Genomic DNA, 22,792 nt, shown 5'->3' on the forward strand with positions numbered 1-22,792 from the left:
TAATGGAGATAGTTTGTGAAGATTTTCAAAAGGCGTTATCGAAAATAAAATTGCTACGAGAAAACGCTAATATAATAGAAGAAACTGTTCAAAGAAGTGTAAGCGAAATCGTTCGAAAGGTAAGGAAGAGTACGGATGAGGCTCTATCTTTTTATACAAAAAAGTTTGATGGTGTGGAGATTAAAGAGTTTCGTGTAAGTGAGGAAGAAATAAAACGAGCGGGTATGTTTGTAGAGAATTCATTTTTAGAAGCGTTACAAGAGGCGAAGAAAAACATTATTTCTTATCACGAAAAGCAAAAAAGACAATCCATGTTCGATTGCACGAGTGAAGGCATTATTAGAGGGCAAATCATTCGGCCGTTAGAAAATATAGGGGTATATGTGCCGGGCGGAACTGCTTCGTATCCTTCGTCAGTATTAATGAATGTATTGCCAGCAAAACTCGCTGGTGTGAAAAAGATTGTAATGGTAACACCACCAAGGCAAGGGGGGATTGATCCACATATTTTAGTTGCTGCAAGCCTTGCAGGAGTAGATGAAATTTATACGATAGGTGGTGCGCAAGCAATTGCTGCTTTAGCATATGGGACGGAATCGATTCCAAAAGTAGATAAAATAGTTGGACCAGGAAATTTGTACGTCGCTCTGGCGAAACGAGAAGTATACGGAATAGTAAATATCGATATGATTGCTGGACCGTCAGAAATTGTAGTTATTGCTGATGAAACCGGTAATGCAAAATATATCGCTGCTGATTTATTATCACAAGCAGAACATGACGAGAGAGCAACAGCAATTTGTATTACAACGAATATAGAGTTAGCAAAAGAAGTAGAAAGAGAGATAGAAAGACAGTTAGAAACATTACCAAGAAGCGAAATTGCACGTGAATCGATAAATAGAAATGGAGCTATCTTTATCGTTCCTTCTTTAGATGAGGCGCTACAATTATCGAATGAAATCGCTCCAGAACATTTAGAGTTACATATAAAAGAACCGATGAATGCTCTAGCTTATGTGAAACATGCAGGATCTATCTTTCTTGGTCCATATGCACCGGAACCGCTCGGTGATTATTTAGCAGGACCGAATCACGTGTTACCGACAAGTGGAACGGCAAGGTTTTTCTCACCGTTATCAGTCGATGATTTCGTGAAAAAATCAAGCTTTCTGTCTTATACGGAGGAAGCGTTAAGAGATGTACAACATCATATTGTAGAACTTGCCAATAAAGAAGGATTACATGCGCATGCGAGAGCAATTCAAATAAGATTTGAGGAGGAAGAATAATGCGTGAGTGCAGTCAAATACGTGAGACGACAGAAACAAAAATCAAATTAAGTTTGCAGCTTGATGAAGGCAAGAACGTTTCTGTACAAACGGGAGTTGGATTTTTTGATCATATGCTAACTTTATTTGCAAGGCATGGAAGATTCGGTTTACAAGTGGAGGCGGAAGGCGATGTATTCGTTGATGCGCATCATACAGTTGAAGATGTTGGAATTGTACTCGGAAATTGTTTGAAAGAAGCATTGCAAAATAAAGAGGGGATTAACCGTTATGGCTCCGCATATGTACCGATGGATGAATCTTTAGGTTTTGTCGCAATTGATATTAGCGGGCGCTCACATATTGTATTTCAAGGAGAATTAACGAATCCGAAGCTAGGGGATTTTGATACAGAACTAACAGAAGAATTTTTTAGAGCAGTTGCTCATGCTGCCAATATTACATTACACGCTCGCATTTTATACGGAAGCAATACACATCACAAAGTTGAAGCGTTATTTAAAGCGTTTGGTAGAGCGCTTAGAGAAGCAGTCGAAAGAAATGCCAGCATTACTGGTGTAAATTCCACGAAAGGGATGTTGTAATTGATTGCTATTATAGATTATGGAATGGGAAATATTCGCAGTGTGGAACAAGCATTACAATATATTGGAGCAGAGTACATCGTAACGGGTGATAAAGAAAAGATTTTTAGAAGTGATGGAGTGATTTTACCAGGAGTAGGTGCATTTCCGAAAGCGATGGATGTATTGGAAGAAAAAAATTTAGTGCGTGTGTTAAAAGAAGTCGGGCGTTCAGGAAAACCGCTTCTGGGCATTTGCCTAGGGATGCAGCTTTTATTTGAAAAAAGTGAGGAACTACAAGACTGTAACGGATTAAGTTTATTGCCAGGTGTTATTCGAAAGTTAAAGGTTCCTTATAAAATTCCACATATGGGATGGAATGAGTTAAAGAAAGAGGGAGAAATAGCACTTTGGAATGGAGTAGAGGACGGTTCTTTCGTATATTATGTTCACTCTTATTATGCAGATTGTCCAAATGAAATTGTGTATGGGATAAGTGAATATGGAGTGAAAGTACCTGGTTTTGTAGCAAAAGGAAATATATACGGCGCACAGTTTCATCCTGAAAAAAGCGGTGACATTGGAATGCAAATGTTGAAAAATTTCAAAGGGGTGGTAGAGGCATGGAAATCTTCCCAGCTATCGATTTAAAAGAGGGGCGATGCGTTAGACTTTATCAAGGAGAGTTTAGTAAAGAAACCGTAATGAATGAAGATCCGGTTGCGCAAGCGATTATATTCGAAAAATTGGGAGCGAAAAAGTTGCACATTGTTGATTTAGATGGCGCAATTGCTGGCGAGTCAGTAAATTTGCTCGTTATTGAAAGAATTTGCAAGGCAGTACGTATTCCTGTGCAAGTTGGAGGAGGAATTCGATCACTTGTAGCGGTAGAGAAGTTATTGTCAGTGGGTGTAGATAAAGTGATTTTAGGAACAGCTGCTCTTTATGATAAGGAATTTTTAGAAGAAGCAGTTCTTCTATATAAAGAGAAAATCATTGTTGGAATTGATGCGAAAAATGGTTTCGTAGCAACGAGAGGCTGGCTTGATGTGTCTGAAATTTCTTACATTGATTTAGCAAAGCAAATGGAGAATGTAGGTGTTCAAACGATTGTGTTTACAGACATTTCGAAAGACGGGACACTTGCAGGACCGAATTTAGAGCAATTGGAGTTACTACAAAAAAGCGTGAGCATTCGTCTTATTGCTTCTGGAGGAGTGGCATCTATTCAAGATGTGAAAAAATTAAATGATATGAATATATACGGCGTCATAATTGGTAAGGCTCTTTATGAGAAAACGATTGATTTAGAAGAAGTGTTAGAGGTAACAAAGTTATGTTAGCGAAACGCATTATTCCATGTCTAGATGTGAAAGAGGGCCGAGTCGTAAAGGGTGTAAATTTTATAGGGTTACAAGACGTCGGTGATCCTGTTGAAATAGCTGCTTTATATAATGAGGCGGGAGCAGATGAGATTGTATTTTTAGATATTACGGCAACGCATGAAGGACGAAAAACAATTATAGATGTTGTAGAAAAAACAGCTTCGAAAGTATTTATTCCTCTTACAGTTGGCGGGGGGATTTCAAGTGTTAAAGATATGTACAATTTACTAAGAGCTGGAGCGGATAAAGTTTCAATCAACTCAGCGGCAGTGCGAAATCCAAAGCTAATTGAAGAAGGGGCAGAACACTTTGGCTCACAATGTATTGTCGTAGCAATTGATGCTAGAAAAGTAGCAGAAGAAAAGTGGAATGTTTATGTGAACGGCGGAAGAGTTGATACGGGTATGGATGCAATCGGGTGGGCAAAACGCGTTGCCGAGCTAGGGGCAGGCGAAATTTTGTTAACGAGTATGGATGCAGATGGAACGAAAAACGGGTATGATCTTCGTTTAACAGAAGAAATTTCAAAAAGCGTTTCCGTACCAGTCATCGCGTCAGGCGGATGTGGTCACGTTGATCACATTATAGAAGTTTTTCAAAAGACAACAGTTGATGCAGCACTTGCGGCATCCATCTTTCATTATGGTGAGGCGACAGTGCAGGACGTAAAGAGAAAATTAAGAAATGCAAATGTTGAGGTGCGGTTATGAAACCTAACTTTTCAAAAGGATTATTACCAGCAGTTGTAATTGAAGAAGGGACAAAAGAAATTTTAATGCTAGCTTATATGAATGAAGAAGCATATGAAAAAACGCTAGAAACGAAAAGAACATGTTTTTATTCTCGTTCAAGACAATCGTTATGGAATAAAGGAGAAACATCAGGAAATGTCCAATATGTGCAATCTCTTTATTTAGATTGTGATCAAGATTCAATTGTTGTTGTCGTAAAGCAAGTGGGACCTGCTTGTCATACAGGAGAGAAAACATGTTTTCACTATCAAATTATATAGGGGGATACATATGGAAAATGCCTTTAAATTACTATTTGAAACAATTGAAGAACGAAAGGGAAATCCACTTCCTGAATCGTATACAAATTATTTATTTTCAAAAGGAGAAGATAAAATTTTAAAGAAAATTGGTGAAGAATGCACGGAAGTAATTATCGCATCTAAAAATAATGACAAAGAAGAATTAGTGAAAGAAATGGTTGATGTATTGTATCACTGCTTTGTTTTATTAGCTGAAAAAAATATATCATTAGAAGATGTTATGGAGGAAGTGACAGAAAGAAAAGGGAAGCTTTCGCGAGTAGGGGACAGAAGTGAAATAGATACATTATAAGGGGGAAATGTAGATGAAGGTGGATTATCACATTCATTTAGAAGAAGGGCCATATTCAATAGGATGGCTAGCTAAAATAAATGAAGTGTTACAACATTATGAACCACTTAAAGAAGAGAAACATTCTATGGAATGGCTTGTGAAAACACAAGAACGCCTGCAAAGACGTGTGAAAGAAGGGCCATTTACAATGAAATGGATTGATTTATATTTAGAAGAAGCTTTGCAAAAAGGTATAAAAGAAGTTGGTATTGTCGATCATTTATACCGTTTTTATGAAGCGAAAGAATACTATGAAAGGTATGTCGATATTAGTGATTCGAGGCTTGGTCGTTTACAGAAGGAATGGTTAGACCAAGTAAGGGTAACATCACTACATGATTTTACAAAGGCAATTGAAGAGGCGAAAGAACGGTGGAGTAAAAGAGGTGTTACGCTTAAACTTGGAATTGAAGCGGATTATTTTATTGGTGGTGAACAAGAATTACAATCTTTACTCGCATTAGGAGATTTTGATTATGTAATTGGTTCTGTTCATTTTTTAAATGGCTGGGGATTTGATAATCCAGATACGAAAGAATATTTTAAGGAACATGACTTATATGTTTTATATGATACGTTTTTCAAAACGGTTGAGTGTGCAGTTCGCTCTAATTTATTTGATATTATAGCTCATCTTGATAACATAAAAGTATTTAATTATCGGTTAGATGAAAATGAACAACTTTCTTATTATAAGGAAATTGCGCGTGCGTTAGTAGAAACAAATACGGCAACGGAAATAAATGCAGGATTGTACTATCGCTATCCTGTACGCGAAATGTGTCCGAGTCCGCTATATTTACAAGTACTAGCTAAGCATGGCGTTCCAGTTACTCTCTCCTCAGATGCTCATTATCCGAATGATTTAGGGAAATATGTGGAAGAGGATATAAAGACGTTACGTAATCATGATATTTCTCACATAGCTACATTTACGAAACGAGTAAGAACGATGAGATTACTGGAAGAAGAAGTAACAATTTCAAAATGATCACGATTTTTTGATGAAAACCACCCTTTTTGTTCAAAATAAGAAAGAATAAAAAGGAGGGTAAGAAATGGCGAAACAACAAAATAAACAAAATGTACAAGGTGCACAACAACAAGCTTATACTTCTGAAACGAATGCTACATCTCAATCCGTTATTGAGGAACAAATTAGTGATACAGTTGCAGAGGGAACGATCGATGTGAAGCTTGGAAAACAATCGCAAGAAAAAGCATAAGAAGAGGGGGAGACTTGCATCTCCTCTTTTTTTGTGGAAAAGTGTCGATTTTCAAAACTATAATCAAATTCCTTGGTTTTTATATGTGGATTTCTTACAATAAAAGATAAGAGATATCTTATTTTCTATAGAAGAGGTGTTAGTAGTGGCAAAAATATTAGTAGCAGGGAAAATTCCAGCAATCGGATTAGAACTATTAAAGGATCATGATGTAGAAATGTACGATAAAGAGGCGTTAATTTCTTTAGATGAATTAACAGATCGTGTAAAAGACAAAGATGCATTGTTAAGCCTACTTTCTACAAAGGTGACAAAAGAAGTGATTGATGCGGCACCTAATTTGAAGATTGTTGCAAACTATGGTGCTGGTTACGACAATATTGATTACACGTATGCGGGTGAAAAAGGAACTGTAGTATCGAATACACCGAAAGTATCAACTGAAGCTACTGCAGAACTAACATTTGCACTTCTTTTAGCAGCGGCACGTAGAATTCCGGAAGGTGATACGCTATGTCGTACAACTGGATTTAATGGATGGGCACCATTATTTTTCTTAGGCCGCGAAGTACACGGTAAAACAATTGGAATTATTGGCCTTGGAGAAATCGGAAAGGCAGTTGCAAAGCGTGCGAAAGCGTTTGGAATGAATGTTTTATATACAGGACCAAATCGAAAGCCTGAAGCTGAAAGTGAACTGGAAGCAACATATGTAACATTGGAAGAATTATTACAAACAGCAGACTTTATTACAATTAATTGTGCGTATAATCCGAAATTGCATCATATGATTGATGATGAACAGTTTAAAATGATGAAGAAAACAGCGTATATTGTAAATGCTTCACGTGGACCAATTATGAATGAAGCGGCACTTGCTCATGCATTAAAAACGAATGAAATTGAAGGAGCAGCTCTTGACGTGTTTGAATTTGAACCGAAAATTACAGAAGAGCTAAAAGGATTAAAGAATGTAGTACTTGCTCCTCACGTAGGAAATGCAACGTTCGAAACTCGTGATGCGATGGCTGAAATGGCAGTAAGAAATATTTTAGCCGTATTAAAAGGGGAAGAGCCTGTAACACCTGTAAATCAAAAAGTAGTAGTTACAAAATAAAAAGAAACCTTCCGATTCCGGAAGGTTTCTTATTTTTCTTTATTTGCTCTTTTAGATGGTCTTTGTCTAAGAAATTGAGATAGCATATACAAAATATATAGTGGAATAGCAATGAATAAGAAAACAGAAAAATTACCGAACCCTGTTTGGTACATTGTGATAATGATTCCAACTAAAAATAGTGTAATAATGATACTATATCGTGGAATTGGTACATCTTTTAAACTTGGGATACGAATGCGGCTCACCATTAAAAATGCGAACGTTACAAATACTGTAATAAGAACGATTTTTGGAATGGTATGTGAAAATAATGTTAAGAAAGCAACAAGCCCTCCCGCTGCTGTAATCGGTACGCCAGTGAAATATTTCATTGAAGTAGAAGATGGTGTTACATTAAATCGTGCTAAACGGTATGCTCCGAAAAGAGGGAATAGTCCCGCTATGTATAGTCCGATGATTCCGTAATTGGAGAAAGATGTGTAATACATGAGAACAGCAGGTGCTGCACCAAATGTTACGACATCCGCCAGCGAGTCAAGCTCTTTTCCCATTTGTGAATCAACACGTAATAAGCGAGCAACACGTCCATCAAGACTATCTAACATCATCCCGATAAGTACTAAAATAGCAGCTGATTTATAATATCCTAAAGATGCATAGCCGATTGATAAGAATCCACTATATAAATTTCCGAGCGTAAATAAGTTTGGAATAGCTGCTCTATACAAAATCTGATCCCTTGCTTTCTGTAATAAATTCTTAATTAGTTTATGAAATTTTACTTATTTTATCATACCATAAATTTCTTCCTCATACGAAAAAAATTCCCAATTTGTGAAAGATTTCATAGCGGAATGATTTGAAAAATAAGTAAAAAAAGAAGCAACTTTTATAAAAGTTGCTTCTGGCGCTATTCAAATTTCGTTGTCATTGTTCCGGTTTTATAACGATTGTTAGGATCGAAACGTAATAAGTCTCCATAAATGAGTTTGTCGGAGAGTTTCAATTCAGTTTTTGCTTTTTCAATATTTGGTTGACATAATGAAATGTCCGCTTCTTCACCTGTATTTCGTTTATAGCACATGTTTTTTGTATAAACATAGTTTTCCGAAACGAAGCTACCATCACGCATTACCATAAGTGGATCTTCTTCTTTAATAAATAGGTCAGTTCCAAATTCAACTGATTGATTTGTTTTAATACCAAGTAAATGAAGTAGCGTTGGTTTAATATCAATTTGACCAGATACTTTAGAAATGACTTTTCCTTTTTGACCAGGTACATGAATAATGAGAGGGACGCGTTGTAATTGCATAGAATCAAACGGTGTAATAGCGTCTTTACCAAGGAACTGAGCCATAGCTGCATTATGGTTTTCAGAAATACCGTAATGATCTCCATAAATGACAATAACGGAATTATCATACAGTCCTTCCTCTTTTAATTGTTTAATAAATAGTTTAAGAGCTTCATCCGTGTAACGAACGGTTGGGAAGTAGCGGTTTACAACACCACTTTCCGAATTAAACTCATCAACATATTGATCTTCTGGATTTAGAAGAAATGGAAAATGATTTGTTAAAGTAATAAATTTTGTATAGAACGGTTGTGGTAAAGATTTTAGCTTTGGAATCGATTGTTCAAAGAACCCTTTATCTTTTAATCCCCAACCGACAGACATTTGTTCTGTGCCTACGTAATCATTTAAATTAAAGTAACGATCATATCCAAGTGCAGGATACATTACATCACGATTCCAAAACGTTTTATCGTTTGAATGGAAGACAGCAGAAGAATATCCGTATTTTTTTAATTGTTCTGGTGTAGCTGTATATTCATTTGTTGCGTGAGTAAAGAATACAGAACCGCGGTCTAACGGATAAAGTGAATTTTCAACGATAAATTCAGCATCAGAAGTTTTACCTTGTCCCGTTTGATGATAGAAGTTATCGAAATAAAAACTATCTTTAATAAATTCATTTAAAAATGGAGTGATTTCTTTTCCATTTATTTTTTTATTAATAACAAAACTTTGTGTAGATTCCATTGAAATCAAAATTACATTTTTACCTTTTGCAGCTCCAAATAAGTTTTTATCAACTTGCTTATCTTTTGAGTCTGTATAGTTTTTAATTTCAGAGAACCCGTCACCACTTGCAAATACACGTTCAGCCGAAGATTTAGATTGAAGTGTAATATCAAATAGATGATATGTGTATAAACCTAAATTTTTCACGACAGTTTGACGATCAAATGAGCGTGAGAACATTTGTGGCTTATAAATAACTGAAACGACAATTTGTAATGCTAATAGAGCTGTTACACCGCTAAAGAAAGTTCGCTTCTCAGAGCGAGAAAGTGGCGTCTTGTCGCAAAATGCTGGGAATTTACGTGAAAGAAACATTAAAATAATTGCATCTGCAAATAAAAGTAATGTTTTGTACGTAAAGAGTTCTTTTATACTTGTCCCTAAATCAGCCATATTATTTGTTTGAAATAAAACTGGGAACGTAACGAAATCGTTATAAAACCCATAAAACATTGCATTTCCAAATAAAATAAAGGACAGTATAAAACTGATTCCAACTATAATACGGTTTCGGTGTTTAGATGCAAGTAAAGCAAAACCGAAAAATAAAAGTAACGCAGCTAGTGGATTAATAAAAAGCATAAATTCTTCAAAGAAGTTATCAATTTTAATATCAAATGCTAGCTTGTACACAATATATGTTTTTATCCATAATAAAACGACTGCAACGAGTGCAAATCGCAGTTTTGGAAACAGACGTTGTAGCATAATATACTCCTCTCCTAAAAAGCATGACAGTTCTTGTGAGCCGGTTTGATTAGCGCCTCATTTTATATATACGAACAGTCCTTTGTTATTATGTTTATTATACTATGAGTATCATTATACGAAAATAAAAGAGAGTTGTGGACTTTTTTATAATAATTGAGTAGAAAAAGGGCAGTGGGAGACAATAAAACGGAGTTTCTATGTATGATAATTATCGTGCGCAGAAAGAATCGTGTAATAATACGGAGGTTATAATGCGAAAATTATTATATTTTATAGTATGCAGTAGTGTTATACTTTTTGCTTCACCGAGTGTGTCGGTAGCCCAATATGATGCACCTCTTATGGAAGATGCCCTTTATTCTGTTTTATTTCCGAAAATAAATAAAGCAATTGAAAAACAATATGGGAGCTTGAAGCCTTATCAATGTCCTAAAATTATTAGTTTAAAAAAAGTGTATAGCGGTACATATTTATTTCAAGCAAGTATTGAAGTAACGAAGTATGAACGAGTTGCTGGGAAAATTGCTCCACCATTTGAGAAGGTAACGATTACATTTAATAATGAAGAAGGCGAATGGGAAGTGTCAAAGATTTCAGTAAAGCGCTTACCAAATGATACGAAATTAAACTGTAAAAAAACAATATAAAAAATTGTTTGACAAATAAAATGGTCCTTTGGTATTGTTAATAGCAACAATTAGATGTTTGAAAATTAAATAGACTTACCTCATCTACTCTCAAAGGTAGAGGCCGCGATAGGAAAGAGTAAGCTATGGGAGATTTAATGGAATCTGTGATCATAGGTTGAAAGGGACTATTGCCGAAATATAAGAATAACCATCTTATTCATATATTGGGACTGCATTGAATAAATGTAGTACTGTCATAATATTTATTTTATGGAGAGCTATTTGGAGATGTTGATGCGGTTTCTTATTTTGAGGAGATAACAACTCGTTTATTTTTTCAATATATATTTTTCCTAATAAGAAACGCGTGTGAACATTGTTCCGCGCGTTTTTTGTCTATCTAAAAGCGTGCTGCAATGAATAGAAGATTGGGGTTATGAGTTTTAGAGGAAATAAGGGAGGAATTCAAATGTATTTACACGGCACGAGCCGAATCAATGGGCAAGGACACTTAGAAATTGGAGGATGCGATACGACGCAGCTAGCAAAACAATACGGAACACCACTTTATGTATACGATGAAGAGTCAATTCGAGGAAAGTGCCGCGCGTTTCATCGTGCGTTTAAAGAAAGTGGTTTCTCTTATCAAGTAGCATATGCAAGCAAGGCGTTCTTGTGCATGGAGATGTGCCGAGTGGCTCGTGAAGAGAATATGTCATTAGATGTTGTTTCTGGAGGAGAATTATATACTGCGCTGCAAGCAGGATTTCCGGCATCACGCATTCATTTTCACGGCAATAATAAAACAGAAGAAGAAATTGTGATGGCTCTTCAGGCGAATATTGGTTGTTTTGTCGTAGATAATTTCTTGGAATTAGAAATTTTGCATGATTTAGCAGTGCAACATGGGAAATTTGTGAACATATTAATTCGTGTAACGCCCGGAGTAGAGGCGCACACACATGAATATATTACAACAGGCCAAGATGATTCGAAATTTGGATTTGGCGTGTCAAATGGTCAAGCGATGCAAGTAATTGAGATTGCTTTACAAAAATCAAATTATAATGTGTTAGGAATTCATTCACATATCGGATCACAAATATTTGAAACGGCCGGCTTTGTGCGAGCGATTGAAGTTCTTCGTCAATTTTTAGAACAAGTGAGAGAGCGAACAAACTATGTAGTAAAAGTGCTAAATGTAGGCGGAGGATTCGGAATACGCTACACAGAGTCAGATACACCATTAACTCTTGAGACATATGTGCGAGCTGTAACAAGTGCTGTGAGGGAACAATTTACAGTATGTAATTATCCCCTGCCAGAAATATGGGTTGAACCAGGCCGTAGTATTGTAGGGGATGCTGGAACGACAATTTATACAGTCGGATCTGTGAAAGATATTCCTGGTATTCGGAAATATGTATCAGTGGATGGTGGGATGACTGATAATTTAAGACCTGCTTTATATAACGCTCGTTATGAAGCGATGTTAGCGAATCGAGGGAATGATGAGAATGAGGAACTTGTCTCGATTGCTGGGAAGTGCTGTGAGAGTGGAGATATGTTAATTTGGGATATCACTCTACCGAAAGTTGCTTCAGCCGATTTATTAGCAATTTCTTGTACAGGGGCATATGGATACTCGATGGCGAATAATTATAATCGGATTCGTAGACCAGCTGTCGTCTTCGCGAAAGGCGGCACATCACAAATTGTTGTAGAGCGTGAAACATATGAAAATATTATTGGGAACGATCGCATACGTATTAAAGAACTTGTGTGAATGGGAAAAAGGAGTTGTTCGGATGGGCAATTCCTTTTTTATAAAACAAAATAATTAAAATATATCGGAAAACTAGGATTGAAAAAAATCAGAATTGTGATAAAATACAAATACAAAGCTTATCAAGAGAAGCGGAGGGAACTGGCCCGAAGAAGCTCGGCAACCTGCTTATAGAAAGCAAGGTGCTAAATCCAGCAAAATGGAATCCATTTTGAAAGATAAGGTAAAATATATTACCGAACAGTCTTTTCGAAATGGGAAAGATTTTTTTTATGAATAAAAAGGGGGGCTGTTCGCGTGAGCGTACGGGAACATTTTGAGGAAGTATCTGAGAAAATTCAAGCGATGCTTGCTGATATGAAATATGGTTCAATTACAATTGTTGTGCAAGATGGGAAAGTCATTCAATTAGAGAAAAGTGAAAAGGTACGTTTAAAGTAAAAAGCGCTGACTAGAAAAACTAGAGGCGGTTTTAACCTATTATATTAGGTTAAAACCGTCTTTTTGCTTTTACAGGGGGAAAGAACATGTTGACGTATGAAACGTGGGAAGAAAATAATGTTTCATTTTCAGAAGAAGATGAAACGAAAGGCGCGCTATCTGTATTAAGTTGGGCTTATAAAGAATATAAAAGTGAAATTGTATACGCATGTAGCTTCGGAGTGGAAGGGATGGTATTGCTACATCTTATAAACCAAGTAAATCCATCTGCTAAAGTTGTATTTTTAGATACGAATGTTCATTTTCAAGAAACGTATGAATTAATTCAAAAAGTGCGGAAACGATTTCCTTCATTAAATATTATAGAAAAACAGCCGGAACTTACGCTTGATGAACAAGCGAAGTTGCATGGTGAGAAATTATGGGAAAGTAATCCGAATCTTTGTTGTAAAATTAGAAAAATTTTACCGTTAGAAAAATCATTAGCAGCGGAAAAAGCTTGGATATCGGGCTTAAGGAGGGAACAATCAGAAACACGTAAGCATACAAAGTTTATAAATCAAGATCATCGCTTTCAATCTATTAAAGTTTGTCCACTCATTCATTGGACGTGGAAAGAAGTGTGGCGATATGTATACAAACATAGCTTACCGTATAACCCGCTGCATGATGTTGGATATCCAAGTATTGGGTGTGAGAAGTGTACGTTACCTGTAGGTGAGGGTGGCGATTCGAGAGATGGTAGGTGGTCTGGGAAAGTGAAAACAGAATGTGGTCTTCATTACCAATAAGATGAATTTGAAAATAAAGCTAAGAGAGGAAATAGAAAATGAGTACAAGAAACGAATTAATAAATCGTATAGACGAGACTTACGACGTATCACAAATCGAAAAAGAAATTGAACTAGACAACATTGCGTTAAGTGATTTAGAGCTATTAGCGACAGGGGGATATAGCCCACTTACTGGTTTTTTAGGAAAGAAAGATTATGATTCGGTCGTAGAAACGCTTCGCTTAGCAAACGGGAGCATATGGAGTATACCGATTACATTACCAGTAACAGAAGAAGTAGCAGAGAGTCTAAAAGCTGGAGAGGAAGTAAAACTTGTTAATGCTGAAAATGTATATGGTGTCATTCAAATAGAAGATATTTTTGTGCCTGACAAGGAAAAAGAAGCGTTACTTGTGTATAAAACGACGGATGAGGCTCATCCAGGAGTGAAAAAATTATATGAACGACCGAACGTTTATGTCGGGGGAGCTATTATTCTTACAAAACGCTTTGAAAATAATCCGTTTCCTTCTTATCATTTAGATCCAATTGAAACGAGAGAAGAATTTAAAAAACGTGATTGGAAAACAGTGGTTGGATTTCAAACGAGAAATCCGGTACATCGTGCCCATGAATACATTCAAAAATCTGCCCTTGAAATTGTAGATGGTCTCTTTTTAAATCCACTCGTTGGGGAAACGAAATCGGACGATATTCCTGCTGATGTAAGGATGGAAAGCTATGAAGTATTACTTCAAAACTATTATCCGAAAGATCGTGTCTTTTTAGGTGTATTTCCTGCAGCAATGCGTTACGCAGGACCGAGGGAAGCGATATTCCATGCAATAGTCAGAAAGAATTTTGGATGCACCCACTTTATCGTAGGACGTGATCATGCAGGAGTAGGAGATTATTACGGGACTTATGAAGCACAAGAAATTTTTACAAACTTTACAGTGGAAGAGTTAGGGATTACACCATTATTTTTTGAACATAGTTTTTACTGCACGAAGTGTGAAGCGATGGCTTCGACGAAAACATGCCCACACGGAAAAGAGGATCATGTCATTTTATCAGGTACGAAAGTAAGAGAACTATTAAGAAACGGTGAGGTTCCGCCGAGTACATTTAGTCGTAAAGAAGTAGTGGAAGTGCTAATTAAAGGTTTGAAAAAAGAAGTAGTAACAGAATAGGGAGAGAATGACATGGATACGAATATTACTTGGCATACAGCATCTGTTTCAAAAGATGAGAGAAGAGTAAGAAATGGGCATCATAGTTTTGTAGTTTGGTTTACTGGTCTATCAGCTTCAGGTAAATCTACGGTGGCGAACGCGGTTGCTCGTAAACTATTTGAAAAGAATATTGGAAACTATGTACTAGATGGAGATAATGTACGCCACGGTTTAAATAAAGACTTAGGTTTTTCTGAAAGTGATCGTATGGAAAATATAAGACGGATTGGTGAAGTGGCGAAGCTATTTGTAGATCAAGGTACTGTTGTTCTTACAGCGTTTATTTCACCGTTTCGAGTAGACCGAAAACAAGTTAGAGATCTATTAGCAGCAGATGAGTTTATAGAAGTGTTTGTAAAATGTCCAATTGAAGAGTGTGAAAAACGTGATCCAAAAGGGTTATACAAAAAGGCAAGACAGGGTGATATTAAAGAGTTTACTGGTGTTGATTCACCGTATGAGGAGCCAGAGAAAGCAGAGTTAATTGTAGAAACGCACAAGTATTCTATTGAAGAATGTGCAGAACAAATCGTGAAGTACTTACAAGAGCGTAGTTTTATATAGGGGGATAAAAAATGAGTTATGAAAAAGTATGGGCTAACAATGAAAAATTAAATCAGACTGAGAAAAATAAATTGAAAAAAGATGGATTGGAAATCTTTAATGATATTCCTTACTATGCAGAAAATGGCTTCGAATCTATTCCGAAAGAAGAGTGGGACGCATTCAAATGGGCAGGGTTATATTTACAAAGACCGAAAGAAGCTGGATATTTTATGATGCGTGTAAATATTCCTTCAGGGATTATTACGAATGCACAGGCAGAAGTGCTTGCTTCTATCGCTGAGGATTATGGGCGTGACGTAATAGATATTACGACAAGACAGGCGATTCAGTTTCATTGGTTAGAAATTCATCAAATTCCAGATATTTTTAAAAGATTAGCAAGAGTTGGGTTATCTTCAGCGGGGGCGTGTGGTGATATAACGCGTAATATTACAGGGAATCCACTTGCTGGTATTGATGCAAATGAACTGTTTGATACAACGGGTATTGTGAAAGAGGTATATGATTATTTCCAACATAATGAAGAGTTTTCTAACTTACCGCGTAAATTTAAAATGTCTATTAGTTCTAACATTTATAATTCAGCAAACGCAGAGATTAACTGTGTTGCATTTACACCTGCAACGAAAGAGATAGATGGTGAGAAAAAAGTTGGTTTTCATATAAAAGTAGGCGGTGGATTATCAGCCCGTCCATATTTAGCTGATGAATTAGATGTATTCGTTTTACCAGAAGAAGTGAAGGCGGTAGCAATTGCGATTGCTACGATATTCCGTGATTTTGGATACCGTGAAAAACGTCATTTAGCTCGTTTGAAATTTCTAGTTGCAGACTGGGGAGCAGAGAGATTTAAAGAGAAACTAATAGAGTATATAGGACCATTGCAAAGTAAAGGAGAAAGTGCTCTCAAAGGATGGAATGCGGGATACTTTTATGGTGTTCAAGATCAAAAACAAGATGGACTAAAATATGTAGGTTTTAATGTGCCGGTAGGACGTCTACATGCAGAAGAAATGTTTGAGATTGCAAGAATTGCTAAGCAGTATGGAAATGGACAGATTCGTACATGTAATTCGCAAAACTTCATTATTCCGAATGTTCCGCCAAAAAATGTAACAGGTTTACTAAATGAGCCGTTGTTTAAAGCCATATCAGCAAGTCCTAAATCATTTATTGGTCATGCGGTTTCCTGTACCGGTATTGAGTATTGCAATCTTGCTTTAGTAGAAACGAAAGAAAGATTACGCAAAATCGCAGAGTACTTAGATACACAAATTGCACTCGATGTTCCAGTTCGTATTCATATGGTAGGATGCCCGAATTCATGTGGGCAACGTCAAATTGCTGACATTGGATTGCAAGGGGTGAAAATGAAAACGAAGGAAAAAGGAATTGTTGAAGCATTTGAAATATACGTAGGTGGAACGCTGTTAGATGGCGGTGCTTATAACCAAAAGTTAAAAGGGAAAATAGATGGCGAGGATCTACCTGATGTACTTGCATCATTTATAAGCTATTTCAAAGAGAATAAATTACTAGCTGAAACATTTTATGATTTTGTCAGCCGTGTTGGTATAGAGACATTACAAATAGCGTTAAATACTGTGTTAGAAGAAGTAATAGCGTCTTAGGAGGGACAATATGGATTTATATCGATTTGAAGCTGTGTTAGTAAATAGTATTGTTCCGATTGTTGTTGTTGCTCAAAGTGAAGAACAGGCATTTAAGCTCGCGGAGATAGAGCTTGAAAAGCATTTTTTACCGTTACCAGAAGTAAAGGAGATTTCTCTATTTGAAAAAAAGAAGATTCGAAAAGGTGCAGCATTTGTTATTCATGAGTAGGAAAAAGGTAATACGAAATAATGAAAACTTCCATTCGTATATAAGGATGGAAGTTTCACTTTAATAGTAGAAATGAGGAGAGATGATGGGGAAGGTTTATATCGTTGGTGCAGGTCCTGGTGATCCAGATTTAATTACTGTGAAAGGGTTGAAATGTATTAAGAAGGCAGATGTTATTTTATACGACCGTCTCGTGAATAAAGAGTTGCTTTCCCATGCAAAGCCTGAAGCGGATTTAATTTATTGCGGAAAACTACCAAATTATCACACGATGAAGCAAGAGACGATTAACACGTTTCTTATTAAATATGCGAAAAAGGGAAAAGTTGTAACGAGGCTAAAGGGCGGGGATCCATTTGTATTTGGTAGAGGAGGAGAAGAAGCTGAAGCGTTAGCAAAGCAAGGGGTACCATTTGAAATCGTTCCTGGTATTTCAGCTGGAATAGCTGCTCCTGCTTATGCTGGCATTCCAGTGACACATCGTGATGCAAGTGCAAGTTTTGCTATTGTGACAGGGCATAGGAAAGAAGGTGCTGAAGAAGAAGTGAAGTGGGAAAATTTAGCGAAAGGTGTAGAGACTTTAGCTGTATATATGGGGGTTAGCAATTTACCCTACATATGTGAACAACTGATGAAGCATGGAAAAGACAAAAGTACACCTGCTGCTATTATTGAACGGGGAACGACATCAATGCAGCGCACAGTTGTTGGGACGTTAGGAACAATTGTGGATGTTGCAAAAAAAGAACAAATTCAAAATCCGAGCATGATTGTAATTGGAGAAGTGGTCCGTTTTCGAGAAAAAATCCATTGGTTTGAGAAACAGACAGAAAGTACCTATCAAGTAAGTGGAGTGTTATAAAATGAAAGCCATCTTATATATATGCCATGGAAGTCGTTTGAAAGCAGCTAAAGAAGAAGCGGTTGCATTTATTACGTCATGCATGAACCGTGTAGAGGCAAGTATTCAAGAAGTTTGTTTTTTAGAGTTAGCGAGCCCAACGATTAAGGAAGGGTTCCGTACATGTGTGAAGCGTGGTGCTACAGAGATTATTGTTATTCCAGTTTTTTTATTAGCGGCAGGTCATGTGAAAAAAGATATACCGTTTGAATTGGAAAAGTTAAATAATCAATTTTCGAATGTTAAAGTGACCTACGGTAACCCGTTTGGTGTATCAGAAACACTTGTGAAATCGGTGTATAGTGGAAGTGGCATTGAACAGGAAGATAAGAATGAAGTGACGCTACTTCTCGTAGCAAGAGGGAGTAGTGATCCTGAAGTATTAAGAGATATAAACTGGATTGCTTCTTTATTTCAACATGAAGAGAAAATTAAAAAAGTAGAGGTTTGTTATTTAGCGGCTGCCGAGCCGAAATTTGAGGAGAAGTTAAAGGAAGTTGTTGAACGAAAAGAAAAGAATATCGTTGTACTGCCTTACTTATTATTTACAGGTTTACTTATGAAACATATTGAAAAAGAAGTGCGCCAATATGAGTTGGATGAGATAAAAATAAGTCCGTATTTAGGAAAGAATGAAGCATTTCAATATATGTTAATTCAGAAAACGAAGAAATTATTGAAGGGAGATCAATATGTATCCACTTACAGTGCGAGTTGAGAAGAAACGTATTGTTGTCATTGGTGGAGGAAAAGTCGCGGGATTCAAAATTATTCCTTTACTAAAACAAGGTGCGGATATAGTTGTGGTAAGTCCTGAATTGGATGCGAATTTAGTGAAACTTGTGGAAGAAAAGAAAATTCGTTGGTATCAAAGGGAGTATGAAAAAAGTGACATTAAAGGTGCTTTTTTGGTCGTTGCAGCGAGTAGTGATGCCGTATTAAATGAACAAGTTGCTGAAGATAGCGCAGAAAATCAGTTAGTAAATGTTATTACGAACCCGGAAAGTGGTAATGTTCATTTTCCAGCGGCAATTCATCGTGGATTATTGAATGTGGCTGTTTCTACAGGAGGAGCGAGTCCGAAACTTGCAAAAAAAATTCGTGATGATATTGCAAATAAATATGATGAGGCGTATGAATCGTATCTTGATTTTTTATCCGAAGTTAGAATAAAAGTGAAAGAACTACAAATAGAGAAAAGAGAGAGAAATATATTGTTGCAAGAAGTATTAAAGTCGGTATATGTTCAAAATGAACAAAAAAGAGAATTGTTTTTACAAGAATTAGAGAGAAGAGTTCATATAGGATAATGAATAAATTGTACTTTACAACTATAAAAATATAATTTATAATCACAAGTAACTTCAATAGATGAAATCGATGAGCAAGAAGAGTATGTATATTTGATACGTTCAGAGAGCTGGGGGAAGGTGTGAGCCCGGTACGATAAAATATACAGAATGGGCTTGCGAGAGGTATGTTGAACATTGTAGTAGGCAACCCGGGTTCCGCCGTTAAAAGGATAGAGTATCGGAATTTTCCTGTACTTGAACAAGTGGGATTTATCAATCCAATTGAGGTGGTACCACGGTATTTACATTACATATATCGTCCTCTACATGCATATTTGCGTGTAGGGGACTTTTTTATTTTCTAAAGGAGGTGTGCGAGTATGAAATGAAAGTGTATAATTAACAAAAGTTTAAATATTCAGAAAAGGAGAATTTATGATGAAAGAAACACAGCAATGGACGTCGAAAATAGGCTTTGTACTCGCAGCAGCCGGAGCCGCAGTAGGTCTTGGTGCCATATGGAAATTTCCATATGTTGCAGGTAATGGTGGGGGAGGCGCATTCTTCCTTGTATTTTTACTATTAACTTTATTTATAGGTATGCCTCTTCTAATAGCGGAATTTGTCATTGGACGTAGCACCCAAAAAGAGGCAGTTACAGCTTATAAAGTACTAGTACCAAATAGTAAATTATATCCTTGGATTGGTCGTATGGGAGTTGTAACTTGTTTTAGTGTACTCTCTTTCTATAGTGTCGTAGGTGGATGGATTTTACTGTACTTATACTATAGTGTTACAGGAAGCTTTTGGAATGGTGTTGTTGATTATGGAAAATTATTTGGTGAAACGATTTCAAATCCAGTAAGTGCGATTGGAGCGCAATTTATCTTTATGCTTTGTACTATTTTTGTAGTAAGTAAAGGTGTAGAGAAGGGAATAGAAAAGGCAAGTAAGTATATGATGCCACTATTATTTATTTTGTTTATTGCAATCATTATTCGTGCGTTAACACTCGATGGTGCTTTTGCTGGGGTAGAGTTCTTTTTGAAACCAGATTTTTCAAAGCTGACAGCAGATACGATTTTATACGCGATGGGACAATCGTTCTTCTCGCTAACAGTAGGTGCCTCAGTAATGGTCACGTATAGTTCGTACTTGAAGAAAGAAGAACATTTAGCTAAATCAGCAACGTCTATTGTAAGTTTAACTGTTTTTATTACAGTACTTGCAGGATTAGCAATTTTCCCGGCGATTTTCGCATTAGGCGTTAAGCCGACTGAAGGACCAGGACTACTGTTTATCGTCCTTCCAGCAGTATTTGCGAAAATACCATTTGGACAATTTTTCTTCATTATGTTTTTAGTTTTATTTTTCTTTGCAACTTTAACATCTGCGATTTCCATGCTTGAAATTGTAGTAGCATCTGTTGCGAAAGATAATGAGAAAAAGCGTCCGTCAGCATCATTATTAATTGGTATTCTTATTTTTGCAGTTGGAATCCCGTCAGCATTATCGTTTGGAATTATGAGTGATGTGAAAATATTTGGTAAGACATTCTTTGATTTCGTCGATTTTTCGGTAAGTAATGTATTACTGCCGCTCGGAGTACTAGCCATTTCGCTATTCGTACCAAATAAAATGAGTAAAGAAATGTTAATGAAAGAATTAGAAGTTACGGAAACGAAAGGGAAAACATTATTTAATATTTGGTTCTTCTTACTTCGTTATGTTATTCCAGTAACGGTAATTATTGTATTTTTAAATGCGATAGGCGTATTTAAAATGTTTGCATAATAAAAAGACGGAGATTTCTCCGTCTTTTTATTATGTTGTAGGTGTATTCAATAAACGATTATACGCTTTATAGGCTGTGACGACTGCAATGAATGATCCGATTAAAAATAATGCTGAGCCGCCAAATGTAAATAACCGGCCAATGTAAGTTTCTCTAGCTTCTTCTATTTTCTGTTGTAATTGTGTATTCATATGATTCACCTCGTAAAATATGGGCATTTAGTTGTAGTCTATGTGGAATGCCTATAGTGTGTGAAGTGGAAATAAAAAAACTCGGTATGAACCGAGTTTTTTTTATAATCCGATATAAGGAGATGGATCCACTGCGTTTGTCTTACCGACATTCCATTCTCCAAGGTGAAGTTCGAAGTGTAAATGCTGCCCGTATGATTGGCCAGTATTTCCCATGAATCCAAGTTGAGTGCCTTGTTTTACAGTTTGTCCATTTGATACAGAACGGCTACTCATATGAGCATATACTGTCGTATATGTTTTTCCGTTTATACGGTGAGATAAGTACACAACGTTTCCGTAACTAGATGATAATTCTGAGCGAATAACAACACCATCAGCAGCGGCAATAATTGGAACGGTTCCTGAGGCTGCGATATCGATTCCTTTATGGTTATCTATAGAGCGCACGCCAAACCCAGAAGTTTTTGATCCAGCTGCTGGCTTAATAAACCCGCCAATATTTGTATCGTGTGGTGTTGGAGCTGCTTGAGCTGTTTGAGCAGATGTAGTGGCTTGTTTACGAGCTTCTTCTGCCTTGCGAGCTTCTTCAGCTTTACGAGCTTCTTCAGCTTTACGAGCCTCTTCGGCACGTTTTTCTTCTTCAATTGCTTTTTGAACAGCTTGACGCTGATTTTCTAAAATGCCTTTAGATTCTTCTAATCCTTCAATCTCTGAATCTACTTTTGCTACTTTCGTATGTAGATCGCTAATAAAGGTTTGCTGCTGTTGTTGGTTATTTTGTAATTCTTGCTGTTTTTGTTCTAATTTTTGCTCGGATTCTTTCAGTTGTTGCTCTTTTTTCTCAACAGCCTCTTTTTCTTTCGTCACAGCATTTTGGTCAGTTGTTTGCTTTTTAACAATATCTGTATCATTGTTTAAAATTAAACTTACAGAGTACATATTATCAACAAGATCAGCAATGTTTGTAGAATTTGTTAATACCTCTGTGATGATGTTTGTACGAGGTTTTTCTTGCATAGATTGTAAACGTTGTTTAATAACTTCCTGACGCGTATCTATGTTTGTTTGTAATTGCTCTATATGTTTCTTTTTTTCAGTAATTATTTGTTGTGTTTTACTAATTTCTTTTTTTGTATCGTTTAATTCAGCTTCGTTTTTATTAATAGAAGTAGTTAAATCGTCGATTTTCTTTTGTAATTCTTGAATTTCTTTTTCTATTTGTTCTTTCTCAACTGATTTATTTTGTAAGTCATTTTGTTTTCCTTCTAATTCAGATTGAATATTAGATAATTTATCTTGATTCGTTTCAGCGTATACGGGTGAAAGTAACGGAGAAACAAAAAGTGTTCCTGCTGCTAAAACACTAAACGCTGCAAATTTCTTTTTCATGGTTGTCTGGCTCCTTTCCCTATGAATGTTATATATCATAAGAAGAAGAGTGTCTATCGTTGTAACCATAATGTAAAGAAAATTTTATAAAGTTGCTAAGTTTTGTCGGAATTTATCATTTTTCAACAGTATTTGTAATGGTGATTTTACTTTTTTAGTTTGTGCAACAAAGGT

The 22,792-nt window shown here is 36.3% G+C and carries 26 protein-coding genes, 2 riboswitches and 1 other annotated feature; of the genes, 22 read left to right on the forward strand and 4 right to left on the reverse strand.

Annotated elements, in window-relative coordinates; translation table 11 throughout:
* The first annotated feature begins 2 nt into the window (after positions 1–2).
* The 10 genes from hisD (at position 3) to CER22_RS10535 (ending at position 6,971) form a co-directional block, all read left to right on the forward strand.
* The gene (gene hisD / locus CER22_RS10490) at positions 3–1,292 is read left to right on the forward strand and encodes a histidinol dehydrogenase (protein ID WP_088062648.1); all 1,290 of its coding nucleotides are present in this window, start codon (positions 3–5) and stop codon (positions 1,290–1,292) included.
* A complete protein-coding gene (hisB, locus tag CER22_RS10495) occupies positions 1,292–1,876 on the forward strand; it encodes an imidazoleglycerol-phosphate dehydratase HisB (RefSeq protein WP_088608741.1) in 585 nt (194 codons plus the stop codon). Before hisD ends, hisB begins: the two co-directional genes overlap by 1 nt.
* On the forward strand, positions 1,877–2,506 hold the full coding sequence (gene hisH / locus CER22_RS10500) for an imidazole glycerol phosphate synthase subunit HisH (RefSeq protein WP_000560363.1): 630 nt from the start codon (positions 1,877–1,879) through the stop codon (positions 2,504–2,506). It abuts the gene before it with no gap.
* Positions 2,479–3,198 (forward strand): 1-(5-phosphoribosyl)-5-[(5-phosphoribosylamino)methylideneamino]imidazole-4-carboxamide isomerase, encoded by a 720-nt coding sequence (hisA, locus tag CER22_RS10505; RefSeq protein WP_000402304.1) that lies wholly within the window; start codon positions 2,479–2,481, stop codon positions 3,196–3,198. The genes hisH and hisA overlap by 28 nt, the downstream gene beginning before the upstream one ends.
* Complete coding sequence (gene hisF, locus CER22_RS10510; RefSeq protein WP_046955256.1) at positions 3,192–3,950, forward strand: imidazoleglycerol phosphate synthase cyclase subunit; 759 nt, start codon at positions 3,192–3,194, stop codon at positions 3,948–3,950. The genes hisA and hisF overlap by 7 nt, the downstream gene beginning before the upstream one ends.
* On the forward strand, positions 3,947–4,252 hold the full coding sequence (gene hisI, locus CER22_RS10515; RefSeq protein ID WP_088608742.1) for a phosphoribosyl-AMP cyclohydrolase: 306 nt from the start codon (positions 3,947–3,949) through the stop codon (positions 4,250–4,252). Before hisF ends, hisI (CER22_RS10515) begins: the two co-directional genes overlap by 4 nt.
* A gap of 10 nt (positions 4,253–4,262) precedes the next feature.
* Positions 4,263–4,586 (forward strand): phosphoribosyl-ATP pyrophosphatase, encoded by a 324-nt coding sequence (gene hisI, locus CER22_RS10520; protein WP_088608743.1) that lies wholly within the window; start codon positions 4,263–4,265, stop codon positions 4,584–4,586.
* Between the two features lie 13 nt (positions 4,587–4,599).
* Positions 4,600–5,619 carry a histidinol phosphate phosphatase domain-containing protein gene (locus tag CER22_RS10525; protein WP_088062656.1) on the forward strand — a complete coding sequence of 340 codons (1,020 nt, stop codon included), beginning with the start codon at positions 4,600–4,602 and terminating at the stop codon, positions 5,617–5,619.
* Between the two features lie 67 nt (positions 5,620–5,686).
* A complete protein-coding gene (locus CER22_RS10530) occupies positions 5,687–5,854 on the forward strand; it encodes a YozQ family protein (RefSeq protein WP_087985505.1) in 168 nt (55 codons plus the stop codon).
* Between the two features lie 145 nt (positions 5,855–5,999).
* Positions 6,000–6,971 (forward strand): NAD(P)-dependent oxidoreductase, encoded by a 972-nt coding sequence (locus CER22_RS10535; RefSeq protein WP_088062658.1) that lies wholly within the window; start codon positions 6,000–6,002, stop codon positions 6,969–6,971.
* A 29-nt stretch (positions 6,972–7,000) separates the two neighbouring features.
* Here the strand turns inward: CER22_RS10535 and pssA are convergent, their stop codons facing one another.
* Both pssA and CER22_RS10545 read right to left on the reverse strand, forming a co-directional pair.
* The gene (gene pssA, locus CER22_RS10540) at positions 7,001–7,702 is read right to left on the reverse strand and encodes a CDP-diacylglycerol--serine O-phosphatidyltransferase (RefSeq protein ID WP_000285422.1); all 702 of its coding nucleotides are present in this window, start codon (positions 7,700–7,702) and stop codon (positions 7,001–7,003) included.
* 182 nt (positions 7,703–7,884) lie between these two features.
* The gene (locus CER22_RS10545) at positions 7,885–9,771 is read right to left on the reverse strand and encodes an LTA synthase family protein (RefSeq protein WP_088062660.1); all 1,887 of its coding nucleotides are present in this window, start codon (positions 9,769–9,771) and stop codon (positions 7,885–7,887) included.
* A gap of 254 nt (positions 9,772–10,025) precedes the next feature.
* On the opposite strand from CER22_RS10545, the gene CER22_RS10550 reads away from it, so the two are divergent.
* The 12 genes from CER22_RS10550 (at position 10,026) to CER22_RS10610 (ending at position 21,034) form a co-directional block, all read left to right on the forward strand.
* Positions 10,026–10,421, forward strand: coding sequence for a DUF3888 domain-containing protein (locus tag CER22_RS10550; protein ID WP_001228833.1), 396 nt, complete (start codon positions 10,026–10,028; stop codon positions 10,419–10,421).
* 89 nt (positions 10,422–10,510) lie between these two features.
* A riboswitch (Lysine riboswitch) is annotated at positions 10,511–10,692 on the forward strand.
* A 180-nt stretch (positions 10,693–10,872) separates the two neighbouring features.
* On the forward strand, positions 10,873–12,189 hold the full coding sequence (lysA, locus tag CER22_RS10555) for a diaminopimelate decarboxylase (RefSeq protein WP_000280662.1): 1,317 nt from the start codon (positions 10,873–10,875) through the stop codon (positions 12,187–12,189).
* Between the two features lie 116 nt (positions 12,190–12,305).
* A riboswitch (SAM riboswitch) is annotated at positions 12,306–12,414 on the forward strand.
* A 72-nt stretch (positions 12,415–12,486) separates the two neighbouring features.
* The gene (locus tag CER22_RS10560) at positions 12,487–12,630 is read left to right on the forward strand and encodes a YezD family protein (RefSeq protein WP_000116163.1); all 144 of its coding nucleotides are present in this window, start codon (positions 12,487–12,489) and stop codon (positions 12,628–12,630) included.
* An 86-nt stretch (positions 12,631–12,716) separates the two neighbouring features.
* Positions 12,717–13,421 carry a phosphoadenylyl-sulfate reductase gene (locus CER22_RS10565; protein ID WP_075308704.1) on the forward strand — a complete coding sequence of 235 codons (705 nt, stop codon included), beginning with the start codon at positions 12,717–12,719 and terminating at the stop codon, positions 13,419–13,421.
* Positions 13,422–13,459: 38 nt separating this feature from the next.
* Positions 13,460–14,596 carry a sulfate adenylyltransferase gene (gene sat, locus CER22_RS10570; RefSeq protein WP_088608744.1) on the forward strand — a complete coding sequence of 379 codons (1,137 nt, stop codon included), beginning with the start codon at positions 13,460–13,462 and terminating at the stop codon, positions 14,594–14,596.
* Positions 14,597–14,608: 12 nt separating this feature from the next.
* The gene (gene cysC / locus CER22_RS10575; RefSeq protein WP_048561381.1) at positions 14,609–15,202 is read left to right on the forward strand and encodes an adenylyl-sulfate kinase; all 594 of its coding nucleotides are present in this window, start codon (positions 14,609–14,611) and stop codon (positions 15,200–15,202) included.
* An 11-nt stretch (positions 15,203–15,213) separates the two neighbouring features.
* Positions 15,214–16,836 (forward strand): nitrite/sulfite reductase, encoded by a 1,623-nt coding sequence (locus tag CER22_RS10580; protein ID WP_088062664.1) that lies wholly within the window; start codon positions 15,214–15,216, stop codon positions 16,834–16,836.
* Between the two features lie 10 nt (positions 16,837–16,846).
* A complete protein-coding gene (locus tag CER22_RS10585) occupies positions 16,847–17,047 on the forward strand; it encodes a DUF3906 family protein (protein WP_000366913.1) in 201 nt (66 codons plus the stop codon).
* Positions 17,048–17,132: 85 nt separating this feature from the next.
* The gene (cobA, locus tag CER22_RS10590; protein WP_088062666.1) at positions 17,133–17,909 is read left to right on the forward strand and encodes a uroporphyrinogen-III C-methyltransferase; all 777 of its coding nucleotides are present in this window, start codon (positions 17,133–17,135) and stop codon (positions 17,907–17,909) included.
* Between the two features lies 1 nt (position 17,910).
* Positions 17,911–18,666 (forward strand): sirohydrochlorin chelatase, encoded by a 756-nt coding sequence (locus CER22_RS10595; RefSeq protein ID WP_088062668.1) that lies wholly within the window; start codon positions 17,911–17,913, stop codon positions 18,664–18,666.
* Entirely contained in the window at positions 18,641–19,258 is a 618-nt protein-coding gene (locus CER22_RS10600) for an NAD(P)-binding protein (protein ID WP_088062670.1), read from the forward strand. Before CER22_RS10595 ends, CER22_RS10600 begins: the two co-directional genes overlap by 26 nt.
* A 61-nt stretch (positions 19,259–19,319) precedes the next feature.
* Positions 19,320–19,567, forward strand: a binding site (T-box leader).
* A gap of 111 nt (positions 19,568–19,678) precedes the next feature.
* Positions 19,679–21,034 (forward strand): sodium-dependent transporter, encoded by a 1,356-nt coding sequence (locus tag CER22_RS10610; protein ID WP_046958187.1) that lies wholly within the window; start codon positions 19,679–19,681, stop codon positions 21,032–21,034.
* A gap of 30 nt (positions 21,035–21,064) precedes the next feature.
* Here the strand turns inward: CER22_RS10610 and CER22_RS33025 are convergent, their stop codons facing one another.
* Entirely contained in the window at positions 21,065–21,226 is a 162-nt protein-coding gene (locus CER22_RS33025) for a hypothetical protein (protein WP_001096003.1), read from the reverse strand.
* Between the two features lie 102 nt (positions 21,227–21,328).
* The gene (locus CER22_RS10615; RefSeq protein ID WP_088608745.1) at positions 21,329–22,618 is read right to left on the reverse strand and encodes a murein hydrolase activator EnvC family protein; all 1,290 of its coding nucleotides are present in this window, start codon (positions 22,616–22,618) and stop codon (positions 21,329–21,331) included.
* Between the last annotated feature and the right edge of the window lie 174 nt (positions 22,619–22,792).

Origin of the sequence: Bacillus sp. K2I17, assembly GCF_002209985.1 — a bacterium.
In the GTDB taxonomy this organism is placed as follows: Bacteria; Bacillota; Bacilli; order Bacillales; family Bacillaceae_G; genus Bacillus_A; species Bacillus_A wiedmannii.